General features: G+C 65.3%; 24 protein-coding genes, 1 tRNA gene and 1 riboswitch. Of the genes, 11 read left to right on the top strand and 14 right to left on the bottom strand.

The window, feature by feature from the left end:
• The first annotated feature begins 21 nt into the window (after positions 1-21).
• Positions 22-2,139 (top strand): anthranilate synthase component I, encoded by a 2,118-nt coding sequence (locus tag EG850_RS04335; RefSeq protein ID WP_124970497.1) that lies wholly within the window; start codon positions 22-24, stop codon positions 2,137-2,139.
• A gap of 132 nt (positions 2,140-2,271) precedes the next feature.
• Complete coding sequence (locus tag EG850_RS04330; protein ID WP_124970495.1) at positions 2,272-3,018, top strand: SDR family NAD(P)-dependent oxidoreductase; 747 nt, start codon at positions 2,272-2,274, stop codon at positions 3,016-3,018.
• 11 nt (positions 3,019-3,029) lie between these two features.
• On the opposite strand, the gene EG850_RS04325 is transcribed toward EG850_RS04330, so the two are convergent.
• On the bottom strand, positions 3,030-3,959 hold the full coding sequence (locus EG850_RS04325) for a DNA-3-methyladenine glycosylase family protein (RefSeq protein ID WP_124970492.1): 930 nt from the start codon (positions 3,957-3,959) through the stop codon (positions 3,030-3,032).
• A 110-nt stretch (positions 3,960-4,069) separates the two neighbouring features.
• Between EG850_RS04325 and EG850_RS04320 the strand changes: the two genes are divergently transcribed.
• The 3 genes from EG850_RS04320 to EG850_RS04310 all read left to right on the top strand — a co-directional run bounded on the left by EG850_RS04320 (position 4,070) and on the right by EG850_RS04310 (position 6,188).
• Positions 4,070-4,363, top strand: coding sequence for a Dabb family protein (locus EG850_RS04320; RefSeq protein WP_124970489.1), 294 nt, complete (start codon positions 4,070-4,072; stop codon positions 4,361-4,363).
• Between the two features lie 64 nt (positions 4,364-4,427).
• Positions 4,428-4,895, top strand: coding sequence for a hypothetical protein (locus EG850_RS04315; RefSeq protein ID WP_124970486.1), 468 nt, complete (start codon positions 4,428-4,430; stop codon positions 4,893-4,895).
• Between the two features lie 159 nt (positions 4,896-5,054).
• Positions 5,055-6,188 carry a tyramine oxidase subunit B gene (locus EG850_RS04310; protein ID WP_124970483.1) on the top strand — a complete coding sequence of 378 codons (1,134 nt, stop codon included), beginning with the start codon at positions 5,055-5,057 and terminating at the stop codon, positions 6,186-6,188.
• 44 nt (positions 6,189-6,232) lie between these two features.
• Here the strand turns inward: EG850_RS04310 and purU are convergent, their stop codons facing one another.
• On the bottom strand, positions 6,233-7,078 hold the full coding sequence (gene purU, locus EG850_RS04305; RefSeq protein ID WP_124970784.1) for a formyltetrahydrofolate deformylase: 846 nt from the start codon (positions 7,076-7,078) through the stop codon (positions 6,233-6,235).
• Positions 7,079-7,247: 169 nt separating this feature from the next.
• On the opposite strand from purU, the gene EG850_RS04300 reads away from it, so the two are divergent.
• The 3 genes from EG850_RS04300 to EG850_RS04290 all read left to right on the top strand — a co-directional run bounded on the left by EG850_RS04300 (position 7,248) and on the right by EG850_RS04290 (position 10,854).
• The gene (locus EG850_RS04300; RefSeq protein WP_124970480.1) at positions 7,248-8,522 is read left to right on the top strand and encodes an MFS transporter; all 1,275 of its coding nucleotides are present in this window, start codon (positions 7,248-7,250) and stop codon (positions 8,520-8,522) included.
• A 50-nt stretch (positions 8,523-8,572) separates the two neighbouring features.
• Positions 8,573-8,653, top strand: a riboswitch (ZMP/ZTP riboswitch).
• Between the two features lie 48 nt (positions 8,654-8,701).
• Positions 8,702-9,976, top strand: a complete 1,275-nt coding sequence (gene glyA, locus EG850_RS04295; protein ID WP_407920578.1) for a serine hydroxymethyltransferase — start codon at positions 8,702-8,704, stop codon at positions 9,974-9,976.
• Positions 9,973-10,854 (top strand): bifunctional methylenetetrahydrofolate dehydrogenase/methenyltetrahydrofolate cyclohydrolase, encoded by an 882-nt coding sequence (locus tag EG850_RS04290; protein ID WP_124970474.1) that lies wholly within the window; start codon positions 9,973-9,975, stop codon positions 10,852-10,854. Before glyA ends, EG850_RS04290 begins: the two co-directional genes overlap by 4 nt.
• Positions 10,855-10,950: 96 nt before the next feature.
• Here the strand turns inward: EG850_RS04290 and EG850_RS04285 are convergent, their stop codons facing one another.
• The 3 genes from EG850_RS04285 to EG850_RS04275 all read right to left on the bottom strand — a co-directional run bounded on the left by EG850_RS04285 (position 10,951) and on the right by EG850_RS04275 (position 13,989).
• A complete protein-coding gene (locus EG850_RS04285) occupies positions 10,951-12,144 on the bottom strand; it encodes a galactokinase (protein ID WP_185714938.1) in 1,194 nt (397 codons plus the stop codon).
• A 114-nt stretch (positions 12,145-12,258) separates the two neighbouring features.
• A complete protein-coding gene (locus EG850_RS04280) occupies positions 12,259-13,314 on the bottom strand; it encodes an NUDIX domain-containing protein (RefSeq protein WP_235829206.1) in 1,056 nt (351 codons plus the stop codon).
• A gap of 225 nt (positions 13,315-13,539) precedes the next feature.
• Positions 13,540-13,989 (bottom strand): hypothetical protein, encoded by a 450-nt coding sequence (locus tag EG850_RS04275; RefSeq protein ID WP_124970468.1) that lies wholly within the window; start codon positions 13,987-13,989, stop codon positions 13,540-13,542.
• Here EG850_RS04275 and EG850_RS04270 point away from each other — a divergent pair.
• Positions 13,964-15,112 carry a M23 family metallopeptidase gene (locus EG850_RS04270; protein ID WP_124970465.1) on the top strand — a complete coding sequence of 383 codons (1,149 nt, stop codon included), beginning with the start codon at positions 13,964-13,966 and terminating at the stop codon, positions 15,110-15,112. The genes EG850_RS04275 and EG850_RS04270 overlap by 26 nt on opposite strands.
• An 11-nt stretch (positions 15,113-15,123) precedes the next feature.
• Here EG850_RS04270 and EG850_RS04265 read toward each other — a convergent pair whose 3' ends face one another.
• Complete coding sequence (locus EG850_RS04265; protein WP_124970463.1) at positions 15,124-15,975, bottom strand: ArgP/LysG family DNA-binding transcriptional regulator; 852 nt, start codon at positions 15,973-15,975, stop codon at positions 15,124-15,126.
• A gap of 68 nt (positions 15,976-16,043) precedes the next feature.
• Here EG850_RS04265 and EG850_RS04260 point away from each other — a divergent pair, with 68 nt between their 5' ends.
• Positions 16,044-16,670, top strand: coding sequence for a LysE/ArgO family amino acid transporter (locus EG850_RS04260; protein ID WP_124970460.1), 627 nt, complete (start codon positions 16,044-16,046; stop codon positions 16,668-16,670).
• On the opposite strand, the gene EG850_RS04255 is transcribed toward EG850_RS04260, so the two are convergent.
• The 3 genes from EG850_RS04255 to EG850_RS04245 form a co-directional block, all read right to left on the bottom strand.
• A complete protein-coding gene (locus EG850_RS04255) occupies positions 16,671-17,162 on the bottom strand; it encodes a peroxiredoxin family protein (protein WP_124970458.1) in 492 nt (163 codons plus the stop codon). It abuts the gene before it with no gap.
• A 93-nt stretch (positions 17,163-17,255) separates the two neighbouring features.
• A tRNA-Lys gene (locus EG850_RS04250) sits at positions 17,256-17,328 on the bottom strand.
• Between the two features lie 22 nt (positions 17,329-17,350).
• On the bottom strand, positions 17,351-18,058 hold the full coding sequence (locus EG850_RS04245) for a hypothetical protein (protein WP_124970455.1): 708 nt from the start codon (positions 18,056-18,058) through the stop codon (positions 17,351-17,353).
• A gap of 134 nt (positions 18,059-18,192) precedes the next feature.
• Here EG850_RS04245 and EG850_RS04240 point away from each other — a divergent pair, with 134 nt between their 5' ends.
• Positions 18,193-18,819, top strand: a complete 627-nt coding sequence (locus EG850_RS04240; RefSeq protein WP_124970452.1) for a DNA-directed RNA polymerase subunit beta — start codon at positions 18,193-18,195, stop codon at positions 18,817-18,819.
• Between the two features lie 223 nt (positions 18,820-19,042).
• Here EG850_RS04240 and pstB read toward each other — a convergent pair whose 3' ends face one another.
• From pstB to EG850_RS04215, 5 genes are all read right to left on the bottom strand, one after another.
• A complete protein-coding gene (gene pstB / locus EG850_RS04235; protein WP_124970449.1) occupies positions 19,043-19,822 on the bottom strand; it encodes a phosphate ABC transporter ATP-binding protein PstB in 780 nt (259 codons plus the stop codon).
• Between the two features lie 43 nt (positions 19,823-19,865).
• Positions 19,866-21,008, bottom strand: a complete 1,143-nt coding sequence (gene pstA / locus EG850_RS04230; RefSeq protein WP_124970446.1) for a phosphate ABC transporter permease PstA — start codon at positions 21,006-21,008, stop codon at positions 19,866-19,868.
• Between the two features lie 12 nt (positions 21,009-21,020).
• Positions 21,021-21,980 (bottom strand): phosphate ABC transporter permease subunit PstC, encoded by a 960-nt coding sequence (gene pstC, locus EG850_RS04225; RefSeq protein WP_124970443.1) that lies wholly within the window; start codon positions 21,978-21,980, stop codon positions 21,021-21,023.
• 144 nt (positions 21,981-22,124) lie between these two features.
• Positions 22,125-23,258 carry a phosphate ABC transporter substrate-binding protein PstS gene (gene pstS / locus EG850_RS04220; protein WP_124970440.1) on the bottom strand — a complete coding sequence of 378 codons (1,134 nt, stop codon included), beginning with the start codon at positions 23,256-23,258 and terminating at the stop codon, positions 22,125-22,127.
• Positions 23,259-23,425: 167 nt separating this feature from the next.
• On the bottom strand, positions 23,426-24,373 hold the full coding sequence (locus tag EG850_RS04215) for an NUDIX hydrolase (protein WP_124970437.1): 948 nt from the start codon (positions 24,371-24,373) through the stop codon (positions 23,426-23,428).
• Between the last annotated feature and the right edge of the window lie 11 nt (positions 24,374-24,384).

Raw genomic sequence — 24,384 nt, 5'->3', positions numbered from 1 at the left:
CGCGTGCATCCGAGGAACCGCATGTTCACCGCAACCACCATTACCCGTGCTGCCGACCCCGCCGAGATGGATGACATCATCTCGGGCCTTGACCACCGCGCTGGCGTGGTGCTCTCGAGCGGGGTGGAGTTTCCGGGACGGTACACGCAGTGGGATATCGGCTTCATCGACCCGCCGCTCGTGATCGAGGGCCGCGGCTTTGAACTGCGGATGCGTGCCCTCAACGATCGCGGACTCGTGCCGCTCAAGGCCTTCCGTGCCGCGCTCGAACCGCTCACCGGTATCGAGGTGCGTGAACTCTCCGCCACCGAAGTCGCCATCGACGTCACCCCGCAGCGCGACGAAGTGCTCCCCGAAGAAGAACGCACCCGCCGCCGCTCCTCGTTCACCGTGCTCCGCGCGATCATCGACACGCTCCCGAGCGATATCCGTCACCTCGGGCTCTACGGCTCATTCGGTTACGACCTCGTGCGCCAGATCGAAGCACTCCCAGCCCCCGCGGGCGGCGACCAGCGCGACCTCGTCGTGTATCTGCCCGACAGCATCCTCGCCGTTGACCGTCAGCGCGGCGATGCTCGCCGCTACGATTTCGAGTTCGCCTACCTCGGGCAAGCGACCTCGGGACTGCCGCGCACCGAAACGCCCGCGCCCTTTGTCGGCCCCGCCGCCGATGCGCAGCCGAGCCGCGACCACGAGCCGGGGGAGTACGCGGCACTCGTACGTCGCGCGAAGCCCTCGTTCGAGCGCGGCGACCTCTTTGAAGTCGTGCCCGGCCAGGCTTTCCGGCGCCCAGTGCGCACGAGCCCCTCGCGAGTGTTCCGCACGCTGCGTCGCGATAACCCCGCACCCTACGGCGCGCTCATGAATCTCGGCGGGAACGAGTTTCTCATCACCGCATCCCCCGAAATGTTTGTGCGCGTGAACGGTCACCGCGTCGAAACCGCACCGATCTCGGGCACAATCGCCCGCGGCGCCGATGCCATTGAAGATGAAGACCAGATTCGCACGCTGCTCAACAGCGATAAGGATCGCGCCGAGCTCACCATGTGCACCGATGTCGACCGTAACGATAAGGCGCGCGTGTGCGAGCCCGGCTCAGTGCGCATCATTGGTCGTCGCCAGGTTGAGCTCTACTCCAAGGTGATCCACACCGTCGACCACGTTGAGGGCACGCTGCGCGAGGGTTACGACGGTCTCGACGCGTTCGCCACGCATATGTGGGCCGTCACCGTGACCGGTGCGCCGAAGATTTGGGCGATGCGCTTCATCGACGAGCACGAGCGGTCACCGCGCACCTGGTATGCGGGTGCGCTCGGTGTGCTCGAGGCGAACGGCGATGTGAACACCGGTCTCACCATCCGCGCCGCGATGATTCGCGACGGAGTCGCCGAGGTGCGCGCCGGCGGCACACTCCTCATCGATTCGATTCCCGAGGACGAAGAGCGCGAGACCGAAATGAAGGCCTCGGCACTCCTCGAAGCGATCGAGGCCGCCGACGCCGACGAGGTCGAGGCAGAAGCCGCGCCGCAGTTGGGTGCTGGGCACCGCATCCTGTTCTTTGACCACGAAGACTCGTTTGTGCAGATGCTTGCGAGCTATATGCGCGAAACCGGTGCTGAGGTGCGCACGGTGCGTGTGCCGCTCGGTGGCCTGCCGGAGGCCGAGATCGCCGCCGCGATCGACAGCGCCGACCCGACCCTTGTGGTCATGTCGCCCGGGCCAGGTAACCCGCGCGATTTCAAGGATGCGGAGATCCTCGCTGAGGTCGATCGGCGCGGTCTGCCAGTGTTCGGTGTCTGCCTCGGACAGCAGGCGATCGGTGAGTACTTCGGTGCGTCGCTCGGGCAGCTCGGCTACCCGCTGCACGGCCAGGAGCGCGATGTGTCGGTCGTGGCACCTGGGTTCTTGGATGCACTGCCCGAGACGTTCGTGACCGGTCGCTACCACTCGCTCTACGTCGACCCGGCGTCGATGCCCGAGTCGATCTATGTGGTGGCCTCGGATGCGGACGGCGTGCCGATGGCAATTCAGCACCGCGAGAAGCCGTGGTTTGCCGTGCAGTTCCACCCGGAGTCGCTCATGACCCTGCGTGATCGCGCCGGTCACCGCATCATCGACGCGGTGCTCGCGCAGCTCTAGGGGGAGTGGCGCTCGCGAGGATGCGCGGGAATCGCATCCGGAGCGCACGCGAGGTCAAGTGCGGCGGGCCGGAACTCCTTAGGTTGACGTGACACGGGCGCGCTATGCGCCTGCCTAGCGAATGGAGTGGCCATGCGATTTGACGGCAAGATTGCGCTCGTAACCGGTGGCGCATCGGGGATCGGTGAAGAGGTTGCCCTGCGCCTCGCCTCGGAAGGTGCCGCAGTCGCGGTGGCCGACCTCAACCTTGAGGCCGCGAAGGCGACGCTCGCGAAGATCACTGAGGCCGGTGGGCGGGGTATCGCGCTTGCTGTTGACGTGTCGAACCCAGAGCAGGTTGGGAAGATGGTGGCCGACACGGTCGCCGAGCTGGGTGGTCTGCACCTTGCGGTGAACAACGCGGGCATCCCCGGTCACAACGCGAAGATCGAAGACCTGCCGGTGGCTGCGTGGGATCGCGTGATCAACATCAACCTCTCGGGTGTCGCGTACTGCCTGCGCGAAGAGTTGCCCGCGATCATCGCCTCGGGCGGCGGTGCGGTCGTGAACATGGCCTCGATTGCCGGCGCTGTGGCGGTGCCGCAGGACCCGGCCTACACCGCGGCGAAGCACGGTGTCGTCGGTCTCACGAAGGCCGTGGGTTCGGACTACGGCACGACCGGTGTGCGCGTGAACGCGGTGGGCCCGGGATTCATTGCGACGCCGCTGCTCAACTCGCTGCCGAATGAGGTGACCGATGAGATCGCGCAGGCGCATCCGGTGAAGCGCCTCGGCGAGGCGGCGGAAGTTGCCGCGCTTGTAGCCTTCCTGCTCAGTGATGAGGCGTCGTTTATTACCGGCAGCTACCACCTCGTCGACGGCGGCTACACGGCGGTGTAGCTGAAGGTGAGTCAGTACCCCCGGTGGTCGACGTAGGCGAGCTTCGCGCCGCGACGCGGCCGCCGGGGGCCGCTCATGAGGATGAGCTTCACCGCCCGGTACCGCTGCCCGGCCCACGGTTCAAGCGCCTCAAGCATCTCGGCATCGGTCATATCGCGTCCACGTAGCGCATAGCCAATGTGCTTTGCGAGGTGATAGTCACCCACCGACACCGCATCGGGATCGCCGAGGGCCCGCTGTGCCACCTCAGCCGAGGTCCAGACACCGATTCCCGGCAACGATTGCAAGCGCGCCCGAGCTTCGGTGGACGGCAACGCCGCCAGCCGATCAATCGCCGCCGCCCGCCCCGCGCAGCGCACAATCGTGCGCGAGCGCTGCGGATCAACGCCAGCCCGATGCCAGGCCCAGCTCGGCAACCGCTGCCACGTCGCGGCCGCCGGTGCCACCCGCATCCGCGCATCGACCGGCCCGGGGGCCTCGTCGCCGTAGGCGCAGACGAGCCGCCGCCACGCATCCTGTGCCTGGCCAACAATGACTTTCTGCTCGAGAATCGCAGGCACGAGCGCATCAAACACGTACCCCGTGCGAGGAATCCGCATCCCCGGATGTCGCCGGTGCGTCACCCGCACACCCTCGAGATGCGGCTCAAACGCACGCGCGTCATCGCGCGCACCGAGGAGCTCGGGCGCCGCCGCCACGGCGACCGCAGCACCCTCACCCCAGCCCTCGCAGCGAAGCGAGCCGTCATCGAGCTCGGCCACTCGGATGCTCGCCGTGCCCTCCGGTGCGCGCAGCGTGCGCCAGATTGCCGCCCGCTCACCTGCCCGCGCGGGCGCCTCACGCTGGGTCGGGTCGCTGGGACCACGGCGCAAGCCACCTATCGTTTCGCGCAGATTCGTCGGATGCGGCGGGCGCCACTCGAGCAGAGCATCGGGAGTCATGTGGCAAGGATGCACTGAGCCTCCGACATTCGCGCTTCGAGAACCTCAGCGCGCCGGGTTGCCTGGTGTGCTGAGGCACTCGAAGCACCCTCATCAAGCACAATGTCACCATGATCAAACACGTCGTCATCTTCAATTGGCACCCCGAAGTCACCACCGAGCAGGTCGCCGCGCTCCAACAGAACCTCGAAGCCTTTGCCACCACGCTCGAAGGCTGCATCGAATACGCCGTCGGCGCCAACGCCGGGTTCTGCGAGGGCACCGCCGATTTCGCAGTCGTCGCCACCTTCGAAACCGAGGAGGCCTGGCGAACCTATTTCGAGCATCCTGACCACCGCCGCATCGTCGTCGAGCAGATCGGACCGATGGCCGCATCCCGGCTCGCGACCCAGATTCGGCATTAGCCAGCCGCACCACAAGTCGGCCGCAGTACGCTCAACATCCGACCCGCGTGACGAAGGAGCCCCCATGAGCGAACTCAACCTCGACGCTGCTGCGAAGCTGCGCATCCAAGAAGCCCTCGCCAGCGCCCTGCGCGCCGACATCGCAGCGGCTGAAGCGAATGCGGAGGAACAGCGCGCTGCCTCTAAGGTCGATCGGACCCAGTCGCACACCGTCGACGATCTCTCACAGGCCGACGCCGCGGCCGATATCAGCGCCATCGACCGCGCCAGTGCTGATGCGCAGCGCGAGGCGCTCAAGCGTGTGCTCTCGCTTGGCTTCGAGCCGCGCGACACCGTCGGCGATGGCGCCGTGATCGAACTCGATGGCGAATTCTTCGTCGTCGGTGTCGTTGCTGCCACGTTTGAGAGCGAGGGGAACGAGTTTCAGGGCATCTCGCCCGACGCGCCGATTTACCCGGCGATCGAGGGGCTGCGCGCCGGCGACGAATTTACCTTTAACGGAGTCAAGCACCGCATCGATTCTGTCGCCTAAGCAACACCGAATTCGCGACCGTCCAGGCCAAACTGGGCGGTCGCGTTCGGTTTCCGATCGGTCGGGGTGAGGCCGTACTATTCCCTGCGGCGCGCATCCGCGCCAGAACAGGATGCGCGCTCCCAATCGGTGCGCGCGTGAAGCACCGAAGGAGCGCCGATGGATACCCGCATCGACTTCCGATACCTCTCTGAACCCGACATGATTGCGGCCGGCGTGCTCGACATGCCCCACTGTGTCGAGGTGATGAACGAGACGTTTGATCTTTACGCCCGCGGTGACTACCGCATGGCCGGTCCGAACAATGACTCGCACGGCGCCCGCATGATCTTCCCCGACGACCCGCCCTTCCCAACCATGCCGAAGGGCGATGATGAGCGTCGATTCACCGCCATGCCGGCCTACCTCGGCGGTAGCTTCGGCACGACTGGCGTGAAGTGGTACGGCTCGAATCTCGCGAATCGTGAGAAGGGGCTGCCGCGTTCGATCCTCATGTTCACGCTCAATGACACCGATACGGCAGCGCCCCTCGCCATCATGTCGGCGAACCTGCTCTCGGCGATGCGCACCGGTGCGGTCTCGGGCGTCGGCGCCCGCTACTTCGCGCGGCAAGACTCGCGCGTGGCGGGTGTGGTCGGCCCTGGCGTCATGGGCCGCACGACGCTCGCGGCGATGGCTGCAGTGCTCCCGAACCTCGACACCGTGCAGGTGCGGGGTCGCGGCCAAGCGAGCCTCGATGACTTTGTCACGTGGGTGCGCGCCGAACTCCCGCAGATCACCGATATCCGCATCGTCGACTCGAACGAAGCCGCCGTGCACGGCGCCGATGTCGTGGCCTATTGCGCCACCGCGAAGGCCGGAGACGTCGAGAACTACCCGATGCTGCGCCGCGAGTGGCTGAAGCCGGGTGCCTTCGTCGCCATGCCGGCGCCAGCCAACATCGATGAAGGGCTCGAAGACACTTCGGTGCGGAAGGTCGTCGACAGCTACGGACTCTACGAAGCCTGGGCAATGGATGCGCCGCCGCCGACCCACCAATTCGTCGGCATTATCGGGTGCAAGTTCCTCGACCTCGTCGCCGAGGGCAAACTGCGTCACTGGGATATCGAGGAGCTCGGTCCGGTCGTCACCGGCGACGCCGATGGGCGCCGAAACGACGAGGAGATCGTGCTCTTCTCGGTCGGCGGCCTGCCGATCGAAGATGTCGCCTGGGGCACCGCGATCTACCGCAATGCGGTCGAGCGCGGTATCGGCACGGTGCTGCCGCTCTGGAACACCCCGGCGATGGCCTAGCGGGTTCGGCCTAGCCGGCCGGGTGCACGGTCGTCTGCCGCGGGTTAGCGGAAGACGATCGTGCGCTGGCCGTCGAGCAGGATGCGGTGCTCGGCGAACCACTTCACCGCCTGCGTGAGCGTGCGCGACTCCTCATCCTGGCCCATCGACTGCAGTTCGGCGACCGAATCAGCGTGGTCGACGCGACGCACGTTCTGTTCAATGATCGGACCCTCATCGAGGTCGGTCGTGACGAAGTGTGCGGTGGCACCGACGAGCTTGACGCCGCGAGCGTGCGCCTGGCGGTAGGGGTTCGCGCCCTTGAACCCGGGCAGGAACGAGTGGTGAATGTTGATCGCCCGGCCCTCGAGCGCTTCGCAGAGCTCGGGCGAGAGAATCTGCATGTAGCGAGCGAGCACAACGAGCTCGATGTCGTGCTCGTCGACGACTTCGAGCACTCGGCGCTCGAACGCGGCCTTCTCATCCTGGTTCGTCACCGCGAGGTGCTCGAACGGCACCTTGTAGAACTCGGCGAGCGGCGCGAGGGTCGGGTGATTCGCCATCACGAGCGGCACCTCGATCGGCAGGTGGCCAGCGCGCTGACGGAAGAGCAGGTCGTTGACGCAGTGCTCGGCCTTCGAGGCGAGCACGAGGGTGCGCAGCGGGCGACCGGCAACGTCCAGGGTGATGTCGGCACCAAAGCGCTCGGCCACCGGGTTGAGTTCGGCGAGCAGCGCACCGCGCGTCACGGGGGAGTCCACCTCGAGGCGCAAGAAGAATCGGCCGGTGTCGGTCGAAGAGAATTGTTGCAGCTCGGCGATGTTTCCTGCCGCCGCGACAATCGCGGCGGTCACGGCATGCACAATGCCGGAGCGGTCATCGCAATTGAGGGTGAGTACCCAGTGCTGCATTTTGGTGGGGGCGGTGTCGTTCACCGCACCAGCGTACGACAACGGTCGCGGCGGTCGCGTGCCAATTCCCGCCTCACAGCCACCTATCTCCCCTCACAGCAGACATAGCGTGCTGTGAGGCGGAGATTGGCACCTATCAAGTGCTACTGGTGACGCGTAGGCTCTATCGGTGCCCACGACCACTGAAAAACTCCCGCTGCTGCCGCTGATCATGCTCGCGGCGGCGACGTTCATGTCGATCACTATCGAGATGTTGCCGACGGGCCTCATGCACCTCATGAGCCCCGACCTCGGGGTGAGTGACTCGCAGGTGGGCCTACTCATGTCGATCTTCGCGTTCACCGTGGTGATCACCTCGACGCCGCTCATGGCGCTCCTGCACCGGGTGCCGAAGCGCATCCTGCTCGTGGCGGTGCTTACGACCTTCGTGGTCGGCACGCTCCTCACCTCAATCGCTCCGACCTACTCGCTCATCGTGCTTACGCGCATCCTCACCGGCATCGCGCATGGGGTCTTCTGGGCTTCGGTGACCGCCTACACGGGCACCCTCGTGAGCCGTGAAAACCTCACGAAAGCGGTGTCAATTACCTCGGGCGGTGGTGGCCTTGCCTTCGTACTCGGCGTGCCGCTCGGGACCGCCCTCGGCCAGTTCGTCGGCTGGCGCTGGACCTTCGTCGTGCTCGCGCTGAGCTGCCTCGTGGTCGCGGTGCTGCTCTGGTTTGTACTGCCGCGCGGTGCCGATCGCGTGCCCGTCGACACCTCACCGATCGAAGTGCAGCCCGCCCCGGGTGCCCTTGGTGACCCCGAGCAGATCGGTCGCGCGGCCAATCTGCCGCCACGGCCGAATCGATCGATGCGGATGGTCGTACTCACGTGCATCCTCTGCGCACTGATCATGACCGGGCAGTACGGCTTCTATTCCTATATCTCGCCCTACCTTCTTGGTCCGGGCTCCCTGCCCGAACCATGGCTCCCAGCAGTGCTTTTCGGTTATGGCGTCGCCGCCGCGATCGCGACCGCGCTCACCGGCACGATCTTCACCGGTCGCCCGCGCATCGGCTTTTATGTGTCGGCCGCGCTCATGCTCATCGGTGGCGGATTAGTGGCGCTCCTGCCCGGTCAATTTGCCCTCGTCATCGTCGGCATCCTCGTGTGGGGCGTGTCGATGGGCTTCATGCCGGTGTTGCTGCAATCGCGGCTCATCGCGGTTTCGCCGAACAATCAGCGCGATCTTGCGAGCGCCCTCTACACCTCGGGATTCAACCTCGGCATAGCTTCGGGCGCCTACCTCGGCGGGCTCCTCCTCGACGACTTCGGCTTCAGTGCGCCGGGCGCGTTCTATCTCACGCTCATTGCGGGCGCGACAATCATGTCGGTCATCATCGACCTGCGCATGAAGCGGCGACAGGATGCGCTACGCGGCGGGGCCACGCCGGCACAGTAGCGACACATCCGGTCATCTGCGGCAACGACCCCGGATGCTAGGTCTAGGATTGTTCGAGTCGCGACTGGCGTCAGGTGGGTCACCATCGGGGAGCGGCCACGGATCACGAGCCGCACGCCTGGGCTCGCCGACACCAAGACCATCCAGTTCGCAGAGCCGGAATGACTAAGGAGTCCCACGTGTCCGATTACCAGAACCTTCCGCTTTCGCAGGTCGACCCCGAGATCAACGCGGTGCTACAGGGCGAACTCGAGCGTCAGCGCAACACGCTCGAGATGATCGCCTCCGAAAACTTCGTGCCCCGTTCGGTGCTTGAGGCTGTCGGCAGCGTGCTCACGAACAAGTACGCCGAGGGTTACCCCGGCCGCCGCTACTACGGCGGCTGCGAAGTCGTCGATGTCGCTGAAGACCTCGCCCGCGACCGCGCGAAGCAGCTGTTCGGCGCCGAGTTCGCGAACGTGCAGCCCCACTCGGGTGCCTCGGCGAACGCCGCCGTGCTCCACGCCCTCGCCACCCCTGGCGACACCATCCTCGGCCTCTCGCTTGACCACGGTGGCCACCTCACGCACGGCATGAAGATCAACTTCTCGGGCCGTCTCTACAACGTGGCCGCCTATGGCGTGAACTACGAGACTGGCCTCGTCGACATGGATGAGGTGCGTCGCCTCGCGCTCGAGCACCAGCCGAAGGTGATCATCGCCGGTTGGTCGGCCTACCCGCGTCAGCTCGACTTCGCTGCGTTCCGCGCGATCGCCGACGAGGTGGGCGCTTACCTCTGGGTCGACATGGCCCACTTCGCTGGCCTTGTCGCCGCGGGCCTGCACCCGAACCCGGTGCCGCACGCCCACGTCACTTCGTCGACGGTGCACAAGACGATCGGTGGCCCGCGCTCGGGCCTCATCCTCACCAACGACGCCGAACTCTCGAAGAAGATCAACTCGGCAGTCTTCCCGGGCCAGCAGGGCGGCCCGCTCATGCACGTCATTGCGGCAAAGGCCACCGCGTTCAAGCTCGCGATGACGCCGGAATTCCGCGACCGCCAGGAGCGCACGCTCCGCGGTGCCCAGCTGCTCGCCGAGCGCCTCACCCAGGCCGATGTGCGCGAGGCGGGTATCGCCCTCACCACCGGCGGCACCGAGGTGCACCTCGTGCTCGTTGACCTCCGCGACGCGGTGATCGATGGCAAGCAGGCCGAAGACCTGCTGCACGAGGTCGGCATTACGGTGAACCGCAACTCGGTGCCGAACGACCCGCGCCCGCCGATGGTCACCTCGGGCCTGCGCATCGGCACGCCGGCGCTTGCGAGCCGCGGCTTCGGCGACGCCGAATTCGCCGAGGTTGCTGATGTCATCGCCTCGGCCCTCAAGCCGAACCCCGACATCGCCGCGCTCAAGGCTCGCACCGCCGCGCTCGCCCAGGCTTTCCCGCTTTACGAGGGCCTGGTCTACGCATGACCGCGCGTCGACTTGATGGCACGTTTGCCGCGGGCCAAATCAAGGACGAACTGCGCGAGCGTGTCACCAAGTTGCGCGAGGCCGGTATCGTGCCAGGCCTTGCGACGGTGCTCGTCGGTAACGACCCGGGCTCGCAGCTCTATGTCGCGGGCAAGCACCGCGATTGCGAGGCCGTGGGCATTGAGTCGATTCGCGTGGACCTCCCCGCGGATGCCACTCAGGACGACGTTGAGGCAGCTATCGATGCGCTCAACGCCGATCCAGCGTGCACCGGCTACATTCTGCAGCTCCCGTTGCCGAAGCACATTGATCAGGATGCGGTGATCGAGCGGATCGATCCGGCCAAGGATGCGGATGGTCTGCATCCAATGAACCTTGGTCGACTCGTGCTCAATGCCAAAACGCCAATTCACTCGCCGCTGCCGTGCACTCCGCGCGGATGCATCGAGTTGCTGCAGCGCAACGGCATCTCGCTCGATGGCAAGCATGTCGTGGTGATTGGTCGTGGTGTGACGGTGGGTCGCTCAATCGGTTCGCTGCTCACCCACCGCAGCATCAATGCGACGGTGACACTGACGCACACGGGTACGCCCGACATCGGCGCCATCGCGCGCACGGCCGACGTGATCATCGCGGCGGCCGGTTCGGCCTCGCTCGTGCAGCCCGATTGGGTGAAGCCGGGCGCGGCAGTGCTCGATGTGGGTGTTTCGCGCATTGAAGACCCCGACACGGGCAAGTCGAAGGTGCGCGGCGATGTCGACCCGGCAGTGTGGGATGTGGCTGGCGCGGTGTCGCCGAACCCCGGTGGGGTCGGACCGATGACCCGGGCGCTGCTGCTCGCGAATGTCGTGGAGACTGCGGAGCGCTCGCAGCTGTAAGCGGTGCGTGGGTGGTCTCGATACGCGCTTCGCGCTACTCGACCAACCAGATTCCCTGGTTGGTCGAGTAGCGAAGCGTATCGAGACCCCTGCGCCCTACGCGTCGCGGCGGGCGCCGGGGGAGGAGTGCGCCTCGTAGATTTCGAGGCCCTCCCAGCCGTACTCGGCGTACGCCTCGGCAAGCATTGACCGCAATTGGTCAACGTGTTCGAGCGGCACGAGCGCAAACACCGACCCGCCAAAACCAGATCCTGTCATCCGGGCACCGGTAGCCCCAGCGGCGAGCGCAATCTCACAGATCGTGTCGACCCGCTTCGTCGACACCTCAAAATCATCCCGCAATGACTGCTGTGACTCGGTAAAGAGCCGCCCGACCGCGCTCGCACCCTCGGTGCGCAAGAGCCGCGTGAAATCAAGCACGCGCTGAATCTCGGTCACGATGTACCGTGCCCGCTGAAAATCGACCGGATCGACACGCTCGGCCGCCGCCTGCAGATCGTCCGCATCCATTTCACGCAGCGCCTGGAGCCCAAGCGTGCGCGACACACGCTGGCACGCCTCGTGGCGATCGTTGACGGTGCCAGCCCAATTACGGTGGGTCTCGCCGCTTTCGATCAGGATTGGCGCGAAGCCCTCAGCGGCAAGCGCTGGCACATCGATGAGCGAAACATCGCCGCCGCGGGCGTCAAAGAACACATCGTGGTCTTCATCGCCCGACAGCACGGTCACGTGATCGGACATGCCGGCCGAGGCGCCGATATAGACATTCTCGACCTCGTGGCCGAAGCGGGCGAGCCGATAGCGGTCGACATCGAGATCCCAAAGTTCGTTGAGCGCGACCGTGAGCGCTGCACAAAGCGATGCGCTCGAAGCCAGTCCGCCGCCGATCGGCACATCAGTCGTAATGAAGAGGTCGAGCCCCGTCGCCGTTCGTGGGGTCGCGCCCTCGTCGTCGGCGGGACGGTCGGCGAGCCAATTGCGCATCGCCCAAATCACGCCGAGCGGGTAGTCCTTCCAACTGTGCTCGGTCGGCGGGGTGAGTTCGGCGAGCGTCGTTTCGACCTGCTCATCGGTGAGGTCAGTGCGAATGCTGATCTGGTCGTCGTCGCGCAGGCGCACGGCGACGGCAGAACGGGCCTCGTAGGTGAAGCCATAAGTGATGCCGTCTTCGATGTCGGTGTGGTCACCCATGAGACTCACACGACCAGGAGCCGACCAAATGCCGGCGGGTTCCTGGCCGAACTCGGCGACAAAACCGGCGCGTACGACCGCGCTTGTGTTCCGGTGCATAGCTCCCTCGCGGTTTCGATCGGTGATCCCGACGCTCTTTTGCATGTTACGACGGGTGGGCTGAGCGCCAGGCGAGTCTGGCTGTGGAATTCACCTACTCATCGTCGGCCTTGCCTATTCGTCGTCTGGCGCGAGCTGCAACGCGGCTGCGCCCCCGATGGCGTTCGCGCCAAACTCAGCGGCGCGCGCACGCAATTCGCGGTCACTGCTCGCGAGCAGAATCGGCAGTTCAGGAGCGGCGCTCGCGGCCTCCGAAACTGCTTCGAGGATGCGGTCATCACCCGCGCCCGAGGCGGCCACCACGCTCACCCGCGGGTGGCGCGACTCGGTGAGCACCGCATCCGTCACAGCCTGCCCTTCGACGACGAATACGACGCGCGGCCACACGACCGCCGCATCCATGTCGAAGAGCGCTGCATCAACACCAGTCGTGGCGACCCGAGCAAGGTCGCGGATGAGCCGTGCCGCGGCGCCCGCGCGATCACGCCACCAGCCGTCGGGTTTCGCACCCATGACATTGGCGACATCGACGACGAGGAGCGGCCGCGGGCCCAATTGGGTGCGCAGCACCGGCCACGAACTGCCGAAACCGGGATGCAGTTTCAATCGCTCGAGTTCGCTCGGCGCGACCCAGGCAAGGCCGGCTGATTCTTCATCGGTGATGCGCGCTTCGATCGTGCGGGTGGTTTCGGCGACGAGGGTCGTGTATCGCCAGAAACCGAGGTCGACCACTCGACTGAACAGCGGATCAAGCGCATCCGGCGGCACGGCAGCTTCTTCGAACGCTTCGCGCATCGCGGCGGTGTGTGCATCTTCGCCACGATTCAGGGCGCCACCGGGAATCCCCCAGGTGCCGCCGAAGTGGCTCCAGGCGGCGCGGTGTTGCAGCAGCACACCGCGGTTGCGATCGAGGGCGAGCAGGCCTGCGGCACCGAAGCGCCCCCACATGCGTGAGCCGTCGGGGCCATAGGCCCAATTGTCGCCAGGGTCGGCGTCTTCTTCGTAGAGGTGGGCGGGCACCTCGGGGGAGCGGGCGGCTTCCGAGCCTTCCAAGTATTCGGCGAACACCGGCATCACGCCGGTGAGTGCGCCCAGGTGCCGCGCCTCGTCGAGTTCGTCTTGTGTTGGCCTCGGCGCATCATCGGGCAGATCGCGGCGTCGTTTTGTCATCGCGTCCTCCGAAGAAACCTGTGATTCGGGCTAGCCAGGGCGGCTCGGCACCGGTGCCGGTGCCTGCATGCAGAGTACGTGACCGAGCCAACAACGCGGAGGTAGCACGAAACACAGCGAAATAGACCGAGGTGTGAAGAAGTCTGGGTTGAATAGTGGACTTGATTCAGGTTCAGGGTGGACAATGGGCGTTATCAAGGGAGAAGTCGCAAGGATGCGCTCCCCTCAGGTGGCGGGCGGTCGCATGAGTGGCAATTGGTCGGTAGCAGTACCGAAGCGTGCCCGCTGGATGCTCGCAGCGCTCACCGCATCCACCCTTTTGCTCGGGGGCCCAGCGCTCGCGGCGGTCGCAGGTCCTGCGGCACCGGCCGTGCGCACGGTTGACCCGGCCGCGCCGCCGGTCGCAGAACCGGCTGATCCGGCGCCCCCGAGCGATTCCACGCCACCGAGCGATCCCGGGTCAACCACTGATCCCACGCCGAGTGACCCGGCACCGAGCGACCCGACATCTACCGACCCGGTGCCAAGCGACCCGACACCGAGCGATCCGACACCGAGCAATCCGACACCGAGCAATCCAACTGAGACGGCTGGCCCCACGACGCCGCCGACCAGCGGCGGCGCCCCGATAGCAACACCCACGCCGGGCGTGACGCCACCCGCTTCGACGCCCACAGGTGCGCCCGACCTCGGTGTAATCGACTTCGCCACCCGCGAAGACATGCAGCGCGTGGCCGGTGACCCGGCCGCGGTGGCGCAATTCGCGAGACAGGTTGAGGCGCAACTCAAGCTCATCGACGATGCGCTGCGCGAGGCACAAACGAAGGTTGACCAGACCGGCGCTGCCTACGATCTCGCCCGCACCGCCGCCGAAGAAGCGCGCGGCACCGTCGATCAGCTCGAGGCTGACGCGACAATCCTGCGCGATAACGCGACCCTCTCTGACGAAACGGTCGGGATGCTCGTGCAACGAATGCGTTCGGGAAGCTACGTCGTTCCTCCCGAGCTCGGGGTGTTCCTCTCGGTCGACCCGCACGATGACCTGCTCTACCAATACGGTGTCGTCTCGGCGCTCTCGGTGAACGAGTCTGAACTCAGCGCCCTCGCCGAGGCCACCGCGATCGAAATCGACCGGCTACTCGACAGCGCTGAGGTCGCGCGCGACGAAGCTGAACGGCTCGAAGACGAAGCTGAAACGGCCAAGACTGACGCCGTGGCGGCGCAGCAATGGCTCACGAGCCAGCTCAATATCGCCGAGAACAACCAGAATGTGCTCGCCGATATCCTGCGCGAACTCGGCTATAACGTGGCGCCCACGAGCTATCTGTCGACCATGATCGCAACGCGCCAGACATTGCTCGCCTCGCCACCCGGTGCCGTGAATGCGCTCGGGTTTGCCGCACCGATGGCGAACGCAACGATTTCCAGCCCGTTTGGTCCGCGTACGCATCCAGTCAATGGCGGTTCGGCAATGCACTACGGTACCGATTTCGTGACCGGCGGAACCTGCGGCGTTACCATCTATGCGGTCGCTGCGGGCACGGTGACCTACTCAGGCTGGCTCGGTACCTACGGCAATCACATTGAAATTATGCTCGCCGATGGCACCCGCATTTCGTATTCGCATATTGCCGATGGCGGGCTCGGTGTACGGGTGGGTGAACGGGTTGTCGCGGGGCAAGCTATTGCGCTCGCTGGCACCACCGGTCTTTCCACCGGCTGTCACCTGCACCTTGAAGTGGTGGTGGCTGGCCAGCCAATTGATGCGATGGGTTGGCTCACCGCACGTGGTCTCTAGGCAGTTCTCTGCTATCGCAGTGACTGCGCCGCCGCGGTCAGGAGTGCTGCCGCAGTGCGCTCGAGGGCTGGCGTGCCCAGCGTCCAGGCGTGCCAGTAGAGCGGCACATCGATCGCCGCATCCGCGAGGATAGGCACGAGATCGGCCGTGAGCTGCGGCTCGGGCACCATGCCCCAGCCGAAGCCGAGACGCGCTGCCGCCGCGAAGTCGACCGAGCCGGGCACCCGATGTCGCGGCGGTGCGGCGCCAGGGGCGATGCGCTCGAGCACCTGCCGCTGCAGATCATCGTGCTCATCAAACTCGAGCACCGGCGCGTGTGCGAGCGTTGCCGCATCCGCGCCATTCGGAAACCAACGGGCGCAATACGAGGCCGCAGCAACCGGCAGATATCGCATGGCGCCAAGCCTGCTGACCGTGCATCCCTGCACCGGCTCATCATCAGAGCTGATGGCCGCGACCACCGTGCCGGCGCGCAATTGCTCGAGCGTGCGCGATTGGTCGCCGCGGTGAAACTCGAACGCGATCTCGGCGGCAAGCGGCGCAAGCGTCGGCAACACCCAGGTCGAGAGCGAGTCGGCATTGACGGCGATGGGCAGGGATGCGGCGGGCCCGTCGAGTGCGAGCGCCGCGTCGGCCGCGAGCACGTCGATTTGGCGCGCGAGGCGCAGCAGGCTCTCGCCAGCGGCGGTCGGCACCACGGGTCGGGAGCGAATGAGCAGCACCCGACCTGCATCCTTTTCGAGTGCGCGGATGCGCTGGCTGATCGCCGACGGGGTGACGTGCAGCGCCGCGGCGGCCGCGTCGAAAGTGCCCTGGTCGACGGCGGCGGCGAGGGCGCGCAGGCGCGCGAGTTCAAGTTCCATTAGAGCTACTAATGTAGGCCAAGAATCCTGAACTGGACTGTTGTTGTGCGAGTCAATACGCTCGCTGGGTGCTCACTCAGTCCACTGCCGTTGCTGCGGCGCTCGCCGGTTTCGGCTTCAGTCTCTCGCTCATTATTGCGCTCGGCGCACAGAACGCGTTCGTGCTTCGGCAGGGCTTGCGTCGCGAGCATGTGTTACCGGTGGTGCTGTTTTGTGCGAGCTCGGATGCGATCCTCATCTTCTTCGGCATCTTCGGTCTCGGGGCACTCCTGCAACTCGTGCCGTGGCTCCTGGGCGTCATTCGCTGGGGCGGCATCCTGTTCCTGATTGGCTACGGCATCTTCGCGTTGCGGCGCGCGTTCAAGCCCGAGGTGCTCAACACGGATGAGGGTGGCTCGCGCACCTCGCTCAAGCTCGTCATGCTCTCGATCGCGGCAATTACCTGGCTTAACCCGCACGTCTACCTCGACACCGTGATGCTCATGGGGTCGGTCGCAACGAGCTACGCCGAGAATCGCTGGTGGTTTGGAGCGGGGGCGGCCTCGGCGAGTTTCGCCTGGTTCTTCACACTCGGCTTTGGTGCGCGCTTTCTGCGGCCGCTGTTCGCGAAGCCGCTGTCATGGCGCATCCTCGATGTGGTCATCGCGCTCATCATGTTCGCGCTGGCGGCCAGCCTCGCGTTTGGGGCGATGTAGCTAGCCTTCCGGCGCTGGCTCGGCGAGCACTCGTCCGAGCAGTGCGGCGAGTTTGATCTCGTCGACCTGGCCGAACGAGATGCTGCGGATGCGTCCGGCTCGATCGGCAACGAGCGTTGAGGGGGTGCCCTGCAATTGATAGCGGTCCATTGTCGAGGGGATCGCCCGCCCAGGAACCGGTCGGTCAATACCGATGGGGAAGGGGAAGCGATACTCGGCGACGAACACGCGCAGCGCATCCGCATCTTGCACCTTGTGGTGCTCAAACACCGTGTGCAGGCCGAGCACTCGAACGCCCTGATTGCTCAGCGCATTGTGTACGCGGCGGGCTGTCGGCAGGCCGTGCTCAATGCATCCGGGGCAGAGCATTTGGAAGGTCTCGACCATGACCACCTGCCCGCGCAGCGATGCGGCGTCAATCGGATCGGAGTTGACCCACTCGCTCACGTCGAGGCCAAGCACATCTGGGTCAATATCGGCGAAGTCCGTCATGATGAGCCTCCGTTTCGGCCGCGCGGTGCGACCGTTCGAAGCAGTCTTGCCGAGCTTCCGGTGAGTCTCAGGTGAACACGTGAGGAAAGTAAGTGGGCCCAGCGGGGCTCGAACCCGCGACCCGCGGATTAAAAGTCCGATGCTCTGCCAGCTGAGCTATAGGCCCGTCGGCTACTAGGGTAGCGCCTCTAGCGACTCGGTTTGTCACCCTCGTCGTCGGGGGCAGGCTTCGCCGCATCCTCCTCATCGAGCGCCTGGAGCAATTGTTCGGTCGTCAGCGCATCGCCATCATTGGGCTCTTCGGCGGCACCAAGGCGCAGGCCGCCGCGCCGCGGCCACAGCGACTTCTCGCCGAGCCGCCACCAATTGCCGAACGCGGTTGCGGTGAACAGCGACACGATCGTTGCGATGAGTAGCCCCCAGGTGGCCGGATGCTCGCCCTGCGTGGCGTTGAGTCGCGCCCAGCCGAGCACAACCAGCCATATCGCGGCGAGGAACGCAAACACGGCCCAGAGCACGATGGTCGTTCCCGGGAGCGCTCGCGGCTTCGTGGCCCGCACCACGAGCAGCGCAATGAGTACTAGCAAGGGCAATACCGGCACGACACCGAGCAATACATTGCCGAACACCGAAAAGCCCGTGTAACCCGCAAACGGCGCAATGCCGAGCCCGGCCGCGAACAGCTGCCAGCCGGCGAACACGGGGAACTCAAGTCGCACGACCGGGTCAGTGAGCCACCAGGGCACGAAGAGCGTCACAAGCAGCACCACTGCAAGCACCGCGGCCGTGACTCGCTTGACCGTGTGTTCGGGCAAGCTCCGCCCATCCACGGTGCCGCTCAGGGCAGCGTCATCGCGGGCAGCATCGGGGGCGGGGGAGTCACTACGAAGGGCCATGACTGCCAGCCTACGGCGGCGGCGGGCACGACCCGCCCGGCAACGCGGGATGCGCGACAAGCGAACGAGTTCGCATCCTCGCCCTTGGGCGCGCAGACTTAGATGCGCAAGCCGCGATTGAAAGGAGAGCACGTATGGAGCGACCGCACCGTCCAGTGCGCCTGCCGATCGAGGCGTTCGATGTTGTCAAAGGCGCCGAAGATCCCGCGACGATCAGCCGCATCGCGCATGAGACCGCGCAGGCGCTGCTCCACCGGGTGCGGGGGAGTGATGACCCCGAGGTGGTCGCCCGCACGGTGCGCTACACGATCGAGAATGGCATCGACGATGTGGCCGAACTCTGGTCGCGCTCAGCGGCCCGCTCACTGCCGGGATCGCTCTGGCGGCTGTATCTCATCCACGCAGCGGTTTCGCGAGATGCTGTCGGCACCGCCGAGGTGTACCGCCGCGGCGTCGCGGTTGACCGTTCGATCAGCCATATCGTGGCCGGGGCGGTTGAGCCGACCGGCCCGCGTGAGATTCGTGCGCTCACCGAAGAGATCTTGCGCGGTGCGTTCGTCGGCGACTTTGCGGATGCACTGGCTCGCGCCGCCGCGTTCAGCGCCGTGATGTCACTCGGAAGCCACGCGCTCGCCGAAGTCACGGATGCGGATGACCCCGAGCACGCCTCGCTCGTCACCCTGCGCTCGGCTCGCTACCTCGAATTCTCGAAGGATCTTGCGGCTTCGGCGGCTCTGGCGCGCGACGGCCGACTCGACTAGAACGCGGATGCTGCCTGTTCGCGCAGCGCGAGCAACGTGCCCTTGAGCGCATCCCGATTCGCCGGGTACAGTGGTGACCTGCCGGGCCGCAGTAACCCCGGGCTCCATTTTTCGCCGCTGCGAGCGGCCTTCCGCCGAGAGGCGTTCTGCGGTCCGGCATTTTTCATGCGAAAAGGCCCCGACTCCACAAGGGAGCCGGGGCCGTAGCGCGCACTACGCGGGCTTAGCCGAAGCGGCCGGTGACGTAGTCCTGGGTCTGCTGGTTCGCCGGGTTCTCGAAGATCGTGCGGGTCTCGTCAAACTCGATGAGCTTGCCGGGCTTGCCGGTGCCAGCGATGTTGAAGAAGCCGGTCTTGTCCGACACACGGGTCGCCTGCTGCATGTTGTGCGTCACGATGACGATCGTGTAGTCGGTCTTGAGTTCGTGGATGAGGTCCTCAATCGCGAGCGTCGAGATCGGGTCGAGCGCCGAGCAGGGCTCGTCCATGAGGAGCACGTCGGGCTTCACCGCGATGGCGCGCGCGATGCACAGACGCTGCTGCTGACCACCCGAGAGGCCGGCGCCCGGGGCGTCGAGACGGTCCTTGACCTCTTCCCAGAGGTTGGCGCCGCGAAGCGAGGTCTCGACGAGTTCGTCGGCGTCCTTCTTCGAGATGCGCTTGTTGTTGAGCTTCACGCCCGCAAGCACGTTCTCGCCAATCGACATGGTGGGGAAGGGGTTCGGACGCTGGAAGACCATGCCAATCTGGCTGCGCACGCGCACCGGGTCAACGCCTGCGCCGTAGAGGTCGTCGCCGTCGAGGAGGATCTGGCCGTCAACCCAGGCCTTGGGGATGACCTCGTGCATGCGATTGATCGAACGCAGCACGGTCGACTTGCCACAGCCCGAGGGGCCGATGAAGGCGGTGACGCTCTTCGGTTCGATCGTCATGTTGACATTCTCGACAGCCTTGAACTTGTCGTAGTAGATGTCGAGGTCCTTGATTTCAATGCTCTTAGACATAGAGAGTTCCTTTTCTAAATTCTAAAAATCGCGCGGGCCCGACCTAGCGGTCGCCCTTCGGGGAGAAGAAGTGGGACACGAGGCGGCCGACCACGTTGAGGAGCATGACGATGACGAGAAGCATGAGCGCGCCACCCCAGGCAAGCAGGTTGCCCTCTTCGGTGGTGAAGCCCCACTGCTGGTAGACGAACGTCGGGAGTGATGCCATCTGGTTGTTGAACAGGTCGCCGTTCATGCGGAGGAACAGACCCGCGGCAACAAGCAGCGGAGCGGTTTCACCGATGACGCGAGCGATGGCGAGAAGCACACCGGTCACGAGACCCGCGAGACAGGTGGGGAGCACAACCTTGCTAATCGTGCGCCACTTCGGCACACCGAGCGCGTACGAGGCTTCACGAAGCTCATGGGGGACAAGGCGGATCATCTCTTCGCTCGAGCGCACGACAGTCGGGATCATGAGCACCACGAGCGCGATCGCACCAACGATACCGGCGCGCACCGTCGTGAGGTCGCCACCGGTGGCCGTGGTGATGAGCGCGAATAGGGCGTAGGCGAACAGACCCGCGACGATAGAGGGGATGCCGGTCATCACGTCGACGAAGAAGTTGATCGCCTTCGACATGATGTTGCCCTTGCCGTACTCAACGAGGTAGATGGCCGTGAAGATACCGATTGGCACCGAGATGAGCGAGGTCGCGAGGGTGATGAGCAGCGTACCCACGATCGCGTGCAGCGCACCACGCTGGCCGGGAACCGACGCGTCGTTGGTGAAGAAGTTCGGCTGCACGATGCCGGGGAGGCCGTTCACGACGAGCGTGTAGATGAGCGAGGCGAGCGGGATGATCGCGAGCACGAACGCGGTCGTCACGAGGCCCATGACAAAGCGGTTGGTGGCCTGACGGGGGCCCTCAACGGCGCGCGAGATGCCGTAGATCGCGATGAGGTAGATGACCGCACCGAGTGCGAGCCAGCCGCCCCAGTTGAAGTTGAGCGTGAGCTTGCCCGAGCGCTCCACAACGGTGAAGAACGGGTCGCCCGAGGCCATCCAAGCGATGAGGAAGATGATGGCGCTGACGACGAAGCTGCCGAGCAGAATCGCGGCGCTTGCACCCTTCGGCAGCCGACCCGCGGTGAGCGAGTTTTGCGGTCGCGTGGCGACGGCAGGAGTTGTAGTTGCAGTAGTCATGTTGGTCAGCTCCTACTTCTTGCCGCGAGCGACGATCCAGCGGCCGATCGAGTTCACCGCAAGGGTGATCGCGAACAGCACCAGACCACCGGCGATGAGCGTCGACGAGTCGGTGCCGTGAGCCTCGGGGAAGTTCTTGGCGATACTTGCGGCGATCGTCTGCGGGTTCTCAGAGGAGAGCAGCTCGAACGTGATGATCGGTGACGATGAGAGCACCATGGTGACGGCCATCGTCTCGCCGAGTGCGCGACCCAGGGCGAGGATGCCGGATGCGAAGATGCCCGAGCTGGCGTACGGGAAGACTGCCTGCTGGACCATCTCCCAGCGCGTGGCGCCGAGGGCGAGCGAAGCCTCTTCGTGCAGGCGCGGGGTCTGCAGGAAGATCTCGCGGCTGAGCGAGGTGATGATCGGCAGGATCATGATTGCGAGCACGATGGCTGCGGTCATCATGTTCTTACCGGTCGGGGTCGGGTTGTCCGAGAACAGCGGAATCCACGACATGTTCTCGCCGAGCCAGGAGTAGAGCGGGCCGGCGATGGGCGCAAACACCAGGATGCCCCAGAGACCGAAGACGACCGAGGGAACCGCCGCGAGCATGTCAATGACGAAGCCGAGGGGGCCGGCGAAACGACGCGGCGAGAAGTGACTGATGAACAGCGCCACACCGATGCCGACCGGCAACGCGATGAGCATGGCGAGCAGCGAGGACCACACGGTACCGAACACGAGCGGGAGCACGTAGTCGCCGAAGCTGCCGGCCGTGGCACGCAGGTGGTCGTCATTCGCGTCGGTGACCGGCGAGAAGATGGCCGGGGCACCCTGCGCGAGCAGGAAGATAAACACCGCGGCGAGGATCGCGAGGATGAGCGCGCCCGAGGTGGTCGAAATTGTTTGAAATACGGTGTCACCCACGCGCCGGACGGTGGCCGGACGCGTTGGCGCTGTCGGGGTAGCGGTGTCGGTACTCGACATCAAAGTGGCCTTCCTGGCGAAGCTTCGAGCTGGAGGACTTGGGGTGGGAGTTTCCATTCAAACGATCAGGCCCGGTGCCGGCGATAAGCGCGGCACCGGGCGAGATCGTCTGGTGATTCGAGTCAGGCTCGAATCAAGGAATTGCTACTTGATGGTCGCGATCGCGTCGAGAGCAGCGGTGCGGACCTCGTCCGAGATCGGCGCGCTCTGGGCGGCCTCAACGGCAGCAGCCTGGCCCTCTTCCGAGACGACGTACTCGAAGTACGCCTTCACGAGCTCACCAGTGGCGGCGTCCTTGTACTCCGAGCAACCGATGAGGTACGAGACGAGGACGATCGGGTAAGCACCCTCAACGCCGGTGTAGTCGAGCTTGTAGACGACGTCAGTCTTCTCGCGGCCCTCTTCGAGCGGCGAGCCGCCGACGACTGCAGCAGCAGCCTCGGGCGAGTAAGCAACGAAGTCGTTGCCCGACTTGATCTCAGCAACCTGGAGGTTCGAAGCAGCCGAGGCGTCGAGGTAACCGATGGTGTTCTCGCCACCCTCGATTGCAGCAGCAACACCAGCGGTCTTGTCTGCCGACTCGCCACCGAGCTCAGCCGGGAAGGTGTCGTCGGTGCCGTAGGTCCAAGCCTCGGGAGCGGCTTCCTCGAGGTACGAGAGGAAGTTGCCGGTGGTGCCCGACTTGTCACCACGGTGCACAGCGGTGATGTTCGACGAGGGGAGCTCGACGCCTTCGTTGAGGGCGGCGATGGCCGGGTCGTTCCAGGTGGTGATCTTGCCAGCGAAGATGTTGGCGATCACGGTTGCGTCGAGCTTGAGGCTCTCAACGCCCGGGAGGTTGTAGGCGATTGCGATCGGCGAGATGTAGGCCGGGAACTCGACGAGCGGGGTACCGTCGGCGCAGAGCGAGAAGCCGCCAGCCGAGATCTCGTCAAGCTTGTAGGCGCGGTCCGAACCGATGAAGTGCGACTGGCCAGCGAGGAAGTTCTCGCGGCCGGTGCCCGAACCGGTTGCGGTGTAGTTCACGACGACGTCCGGCTGAACAGCCTGGAAGCCGGGGACCCAGCCGTTAACCTGAGCCTTTTCCATCGAGCTGGCGCCCGTGGCCTCGAGGTTGCCCGAGAGCGAGCCGCCGGCCGAAGCGCCGTCGGTCGAAGCGGCACCGTCGGTGGCAGCACCGTCGGTCGCAGCGGGGGTGCCGCCGCCGGCGCAGCCAGCGAGCGTAAGAGCGGCGATGGCGGTCATGGCGAGCGAGGTGCCGACGCGCGAAAGCTTCATTGAATGTCCTCCATGCAGGTGGTTTGGGAACCAGAACGGGTTCGCAGTGACGCTAAGGGTCGTCGGTGACCGCGCGGCGGTGCGCAGGTGAACGTAAGGTAAACGAATGGCATTCTTAAGTGCGCTCGTCACTAGTGACGTTCTCGCAAAACCCCTCGTCGGAGGCGCTAAATAATTGGCCCGTGAGTCTCTGCCGCAACGATGCCGCGGCTCGGATCATCGCTTGGAACGTGCATGACGGAGCATTCGGCCGTCGACAACATTGCCTGGCGCGAGAGACCGCTCAGACGCGTCTGGGTGGCGTGGGCGAGGCTCGAGACGATCTCCGGCATCACTGGCGAGTGGCTGCACACGACGACCGCGTCGCGAGCGGCGAGGATGCCATCGAATACCTGGCGAATCGCGCCATCGGATGCGCTTGCCGATTGCGAAAGTGCGCGCACACTTTCGGGCGTGATGCCGACCTCATGTGCGAGCGGCGCAATAGTTGCGCGGCAGCGAACGGCCGTCGACGTCACGATGCGCTGCGGCAGATAGGCCCGCAAGATCGGCACGATCTGCTCAGACTGCGCTTTGCCGCGTGCGGTGAGCGGTCGCGAGTCGTCATCGCCGGGCCAGGACAGCGGCGGCACCGCCTTGGAATGCCGTAGCGCAATGATCGGAAAGGTGCGGGCAACGCCGCGCTCAATGCGATCGAGCAGCAATTGCACGACCTCGCGATCGCGCTCATAGCTCAGGCGTGCGAGGGCCTTCTTCGGTGACATCCACTCGAGCTGGTCGACCTCGCTATTGGGCCGAAACTCGTGGGCCTGGTAGTCGGCCTCACCGATCTCGCACGACCAGTAGTGCACTTCCTTCGGGCGTCCCGAGGGAAGCACATAGTCGATGAACCCGAGCGGCGCGCCGAGTGCGACTCGGTAGCCCGTCTCTTCCCAAACCTCACGAACGGCGGTCTCGGGGAGCGTTTCTCCCGCATCCACTTTGCCCTTCGGCAGCGAGTAGTCGCCGTGACGTTCGCGATGGATGAGGAGCACCCGTATCTTGCCGGCCTCGACGCGCCACAGCAGCGCGCCGGCGGCGTAGACAGTGGTGTCCGGATCCACGGAAACTGGCATTAACGCATCCT

The organism is Gulosibacter macacae, from assembly GCF_003865375.1.
Taxonomy (GTDB): Bacteria; Actinomycetota; Actinomycetes; order Actinomycetales; family Microbacteriaceae; genus Gulosibacter; species Gulosibacter macacae.
Note: the sequence above shows the minus strand (reverse complement) of the source record. Positions and strands in the feature narration are given on the sequence as shown.

Bases quoted from the DNA above. Each gene is read 5' to 3' on its own strand.
- EG850_RS04285 (WP_185714938.1), bottom strand. From the start codon at position 12,144: ATGCACCGGAACACAAGCGCGGTCGTACGCGCCGGTTTTGTCGCCGAG.
- EG850_RS04310 (WP_124970483.1), top strand. From the start codon at position 5,055: ATGGATACCCGCATCGACTTCCGATACCTCTCTGAACCCGACATGATT.
- pstA (WP_124970446.1), bottom strand. From the start codon at position 21,008: ATGACTACTGCAACTACAACTCCTGCCGTCGCCACGCGACCGCAAAAC.
- pstS (WP_124970440.1), bottom strand. From the start codon at position 23,258: ATGAAGCTTTCGCGCGTCGGCACCTCGCTCGCCATGACCGCCATCGCC.
- EG850_RS04335 (WP_124970497.1), top strand. From the start codon at position 22: ATGTTCACCGCAACCACCATTACCCGTGCTGCCGACCCCGCCGAGATG.
- purU (WP_124970784.1), bottom strand. From the start codon at position 7,078: ATGCAGCACTGGGTACTCACCCTCAATTGCGATGACCGCTCCGGCATT.
- EG850_RS04215 (WP_124970437.1), bottom strand. From the start codon at position 24,373: ATGCCAGTTTCCGTGGATCCGGACACCACTGTCTACGCCGCCGGCGCG.
- EG850_RS04315 (WP_124970486.1), top strand. From the start codon at position 4,428: ATGAGCGAACTCAACCTCGACGCTGCTGCGAAGCTGCGCATCCAAGAA.
- EG850_RS04320 (WP_124970489.1), top strand. From the start codon at position 4,070: ATGATCAAACACGTCGTCATCTTCAATTGGCACCCCGAAGTCACCACC.
- EG850_RS04265 (WP_124970463.1), bottom strand. From the start codon at position 15,975: ATGGAACTTGAACTCGCGCGCCTGCGCGCCCTCGCCGCCGCCGTCGAC.
- EG850_RS04280 (WP_235829206.1), bottom strand. From the start codon at position 13,314: ATGACAAAACGACGCCGCGATCTGCCCGATGATGCGCCGAGGCCAACA.
- EG850_RS04255 (WP_124970458.1), bottom strand. From the start codon at position 17,162: ATGACGGACTTCGCCGATATTGACCCAGATGTGCTTGGCCTCGACGTG.
- pstB (WP_124970449.1), bottom strand. From the start codon at position 19,822: ATGTCTAAGAGCATTGAAATCAAGGACCTCGACATCTACTACGACAAG.
- EG850_RS04240 (WP_124970452.1), top strand. From the start codon at position 18,193: ATGGAGCGACCGCACCGTCCAGTGCGCCTGCCGATCGAGGCGTTCGAT.
- EG850_RS04290 (WP_124970474.1), top strand. From the start codon at position 9,973: ATGACCGCGCGTCGACTTGATGGCACGTTTGCCGCGGGCCAAATCAAG.
- EG850_RS04330 (WP_124970495.1), top strand. From the start codon at position 2,272: ATGCGATTTGACGGCAAGATTGCGCTCGTAACCGGTGGCGCATCGGGG.
- EG850_RS04245 (WP_124970455.1), bottom strand. From the start codon at position 18,058: ATGGCCCTTCGTAGTGACTCCCCCGCCCCCGATGCTGCCCGCGATGAC.
- EG850_RS04325 (WP_124970492.1), bottom strand. From the start codon at position 3,959: ATGACTCCCGATGCTCTGCTCGAGTGGCGCCCGCCGCATCCGACGAAT.
- pstC (WP_124970443.1), bottom strand. From the start codon at position 21,980: ATGTCGAGTACCGACACCGCTACCCCGACAGCGCCAACGCGTCCGGCC.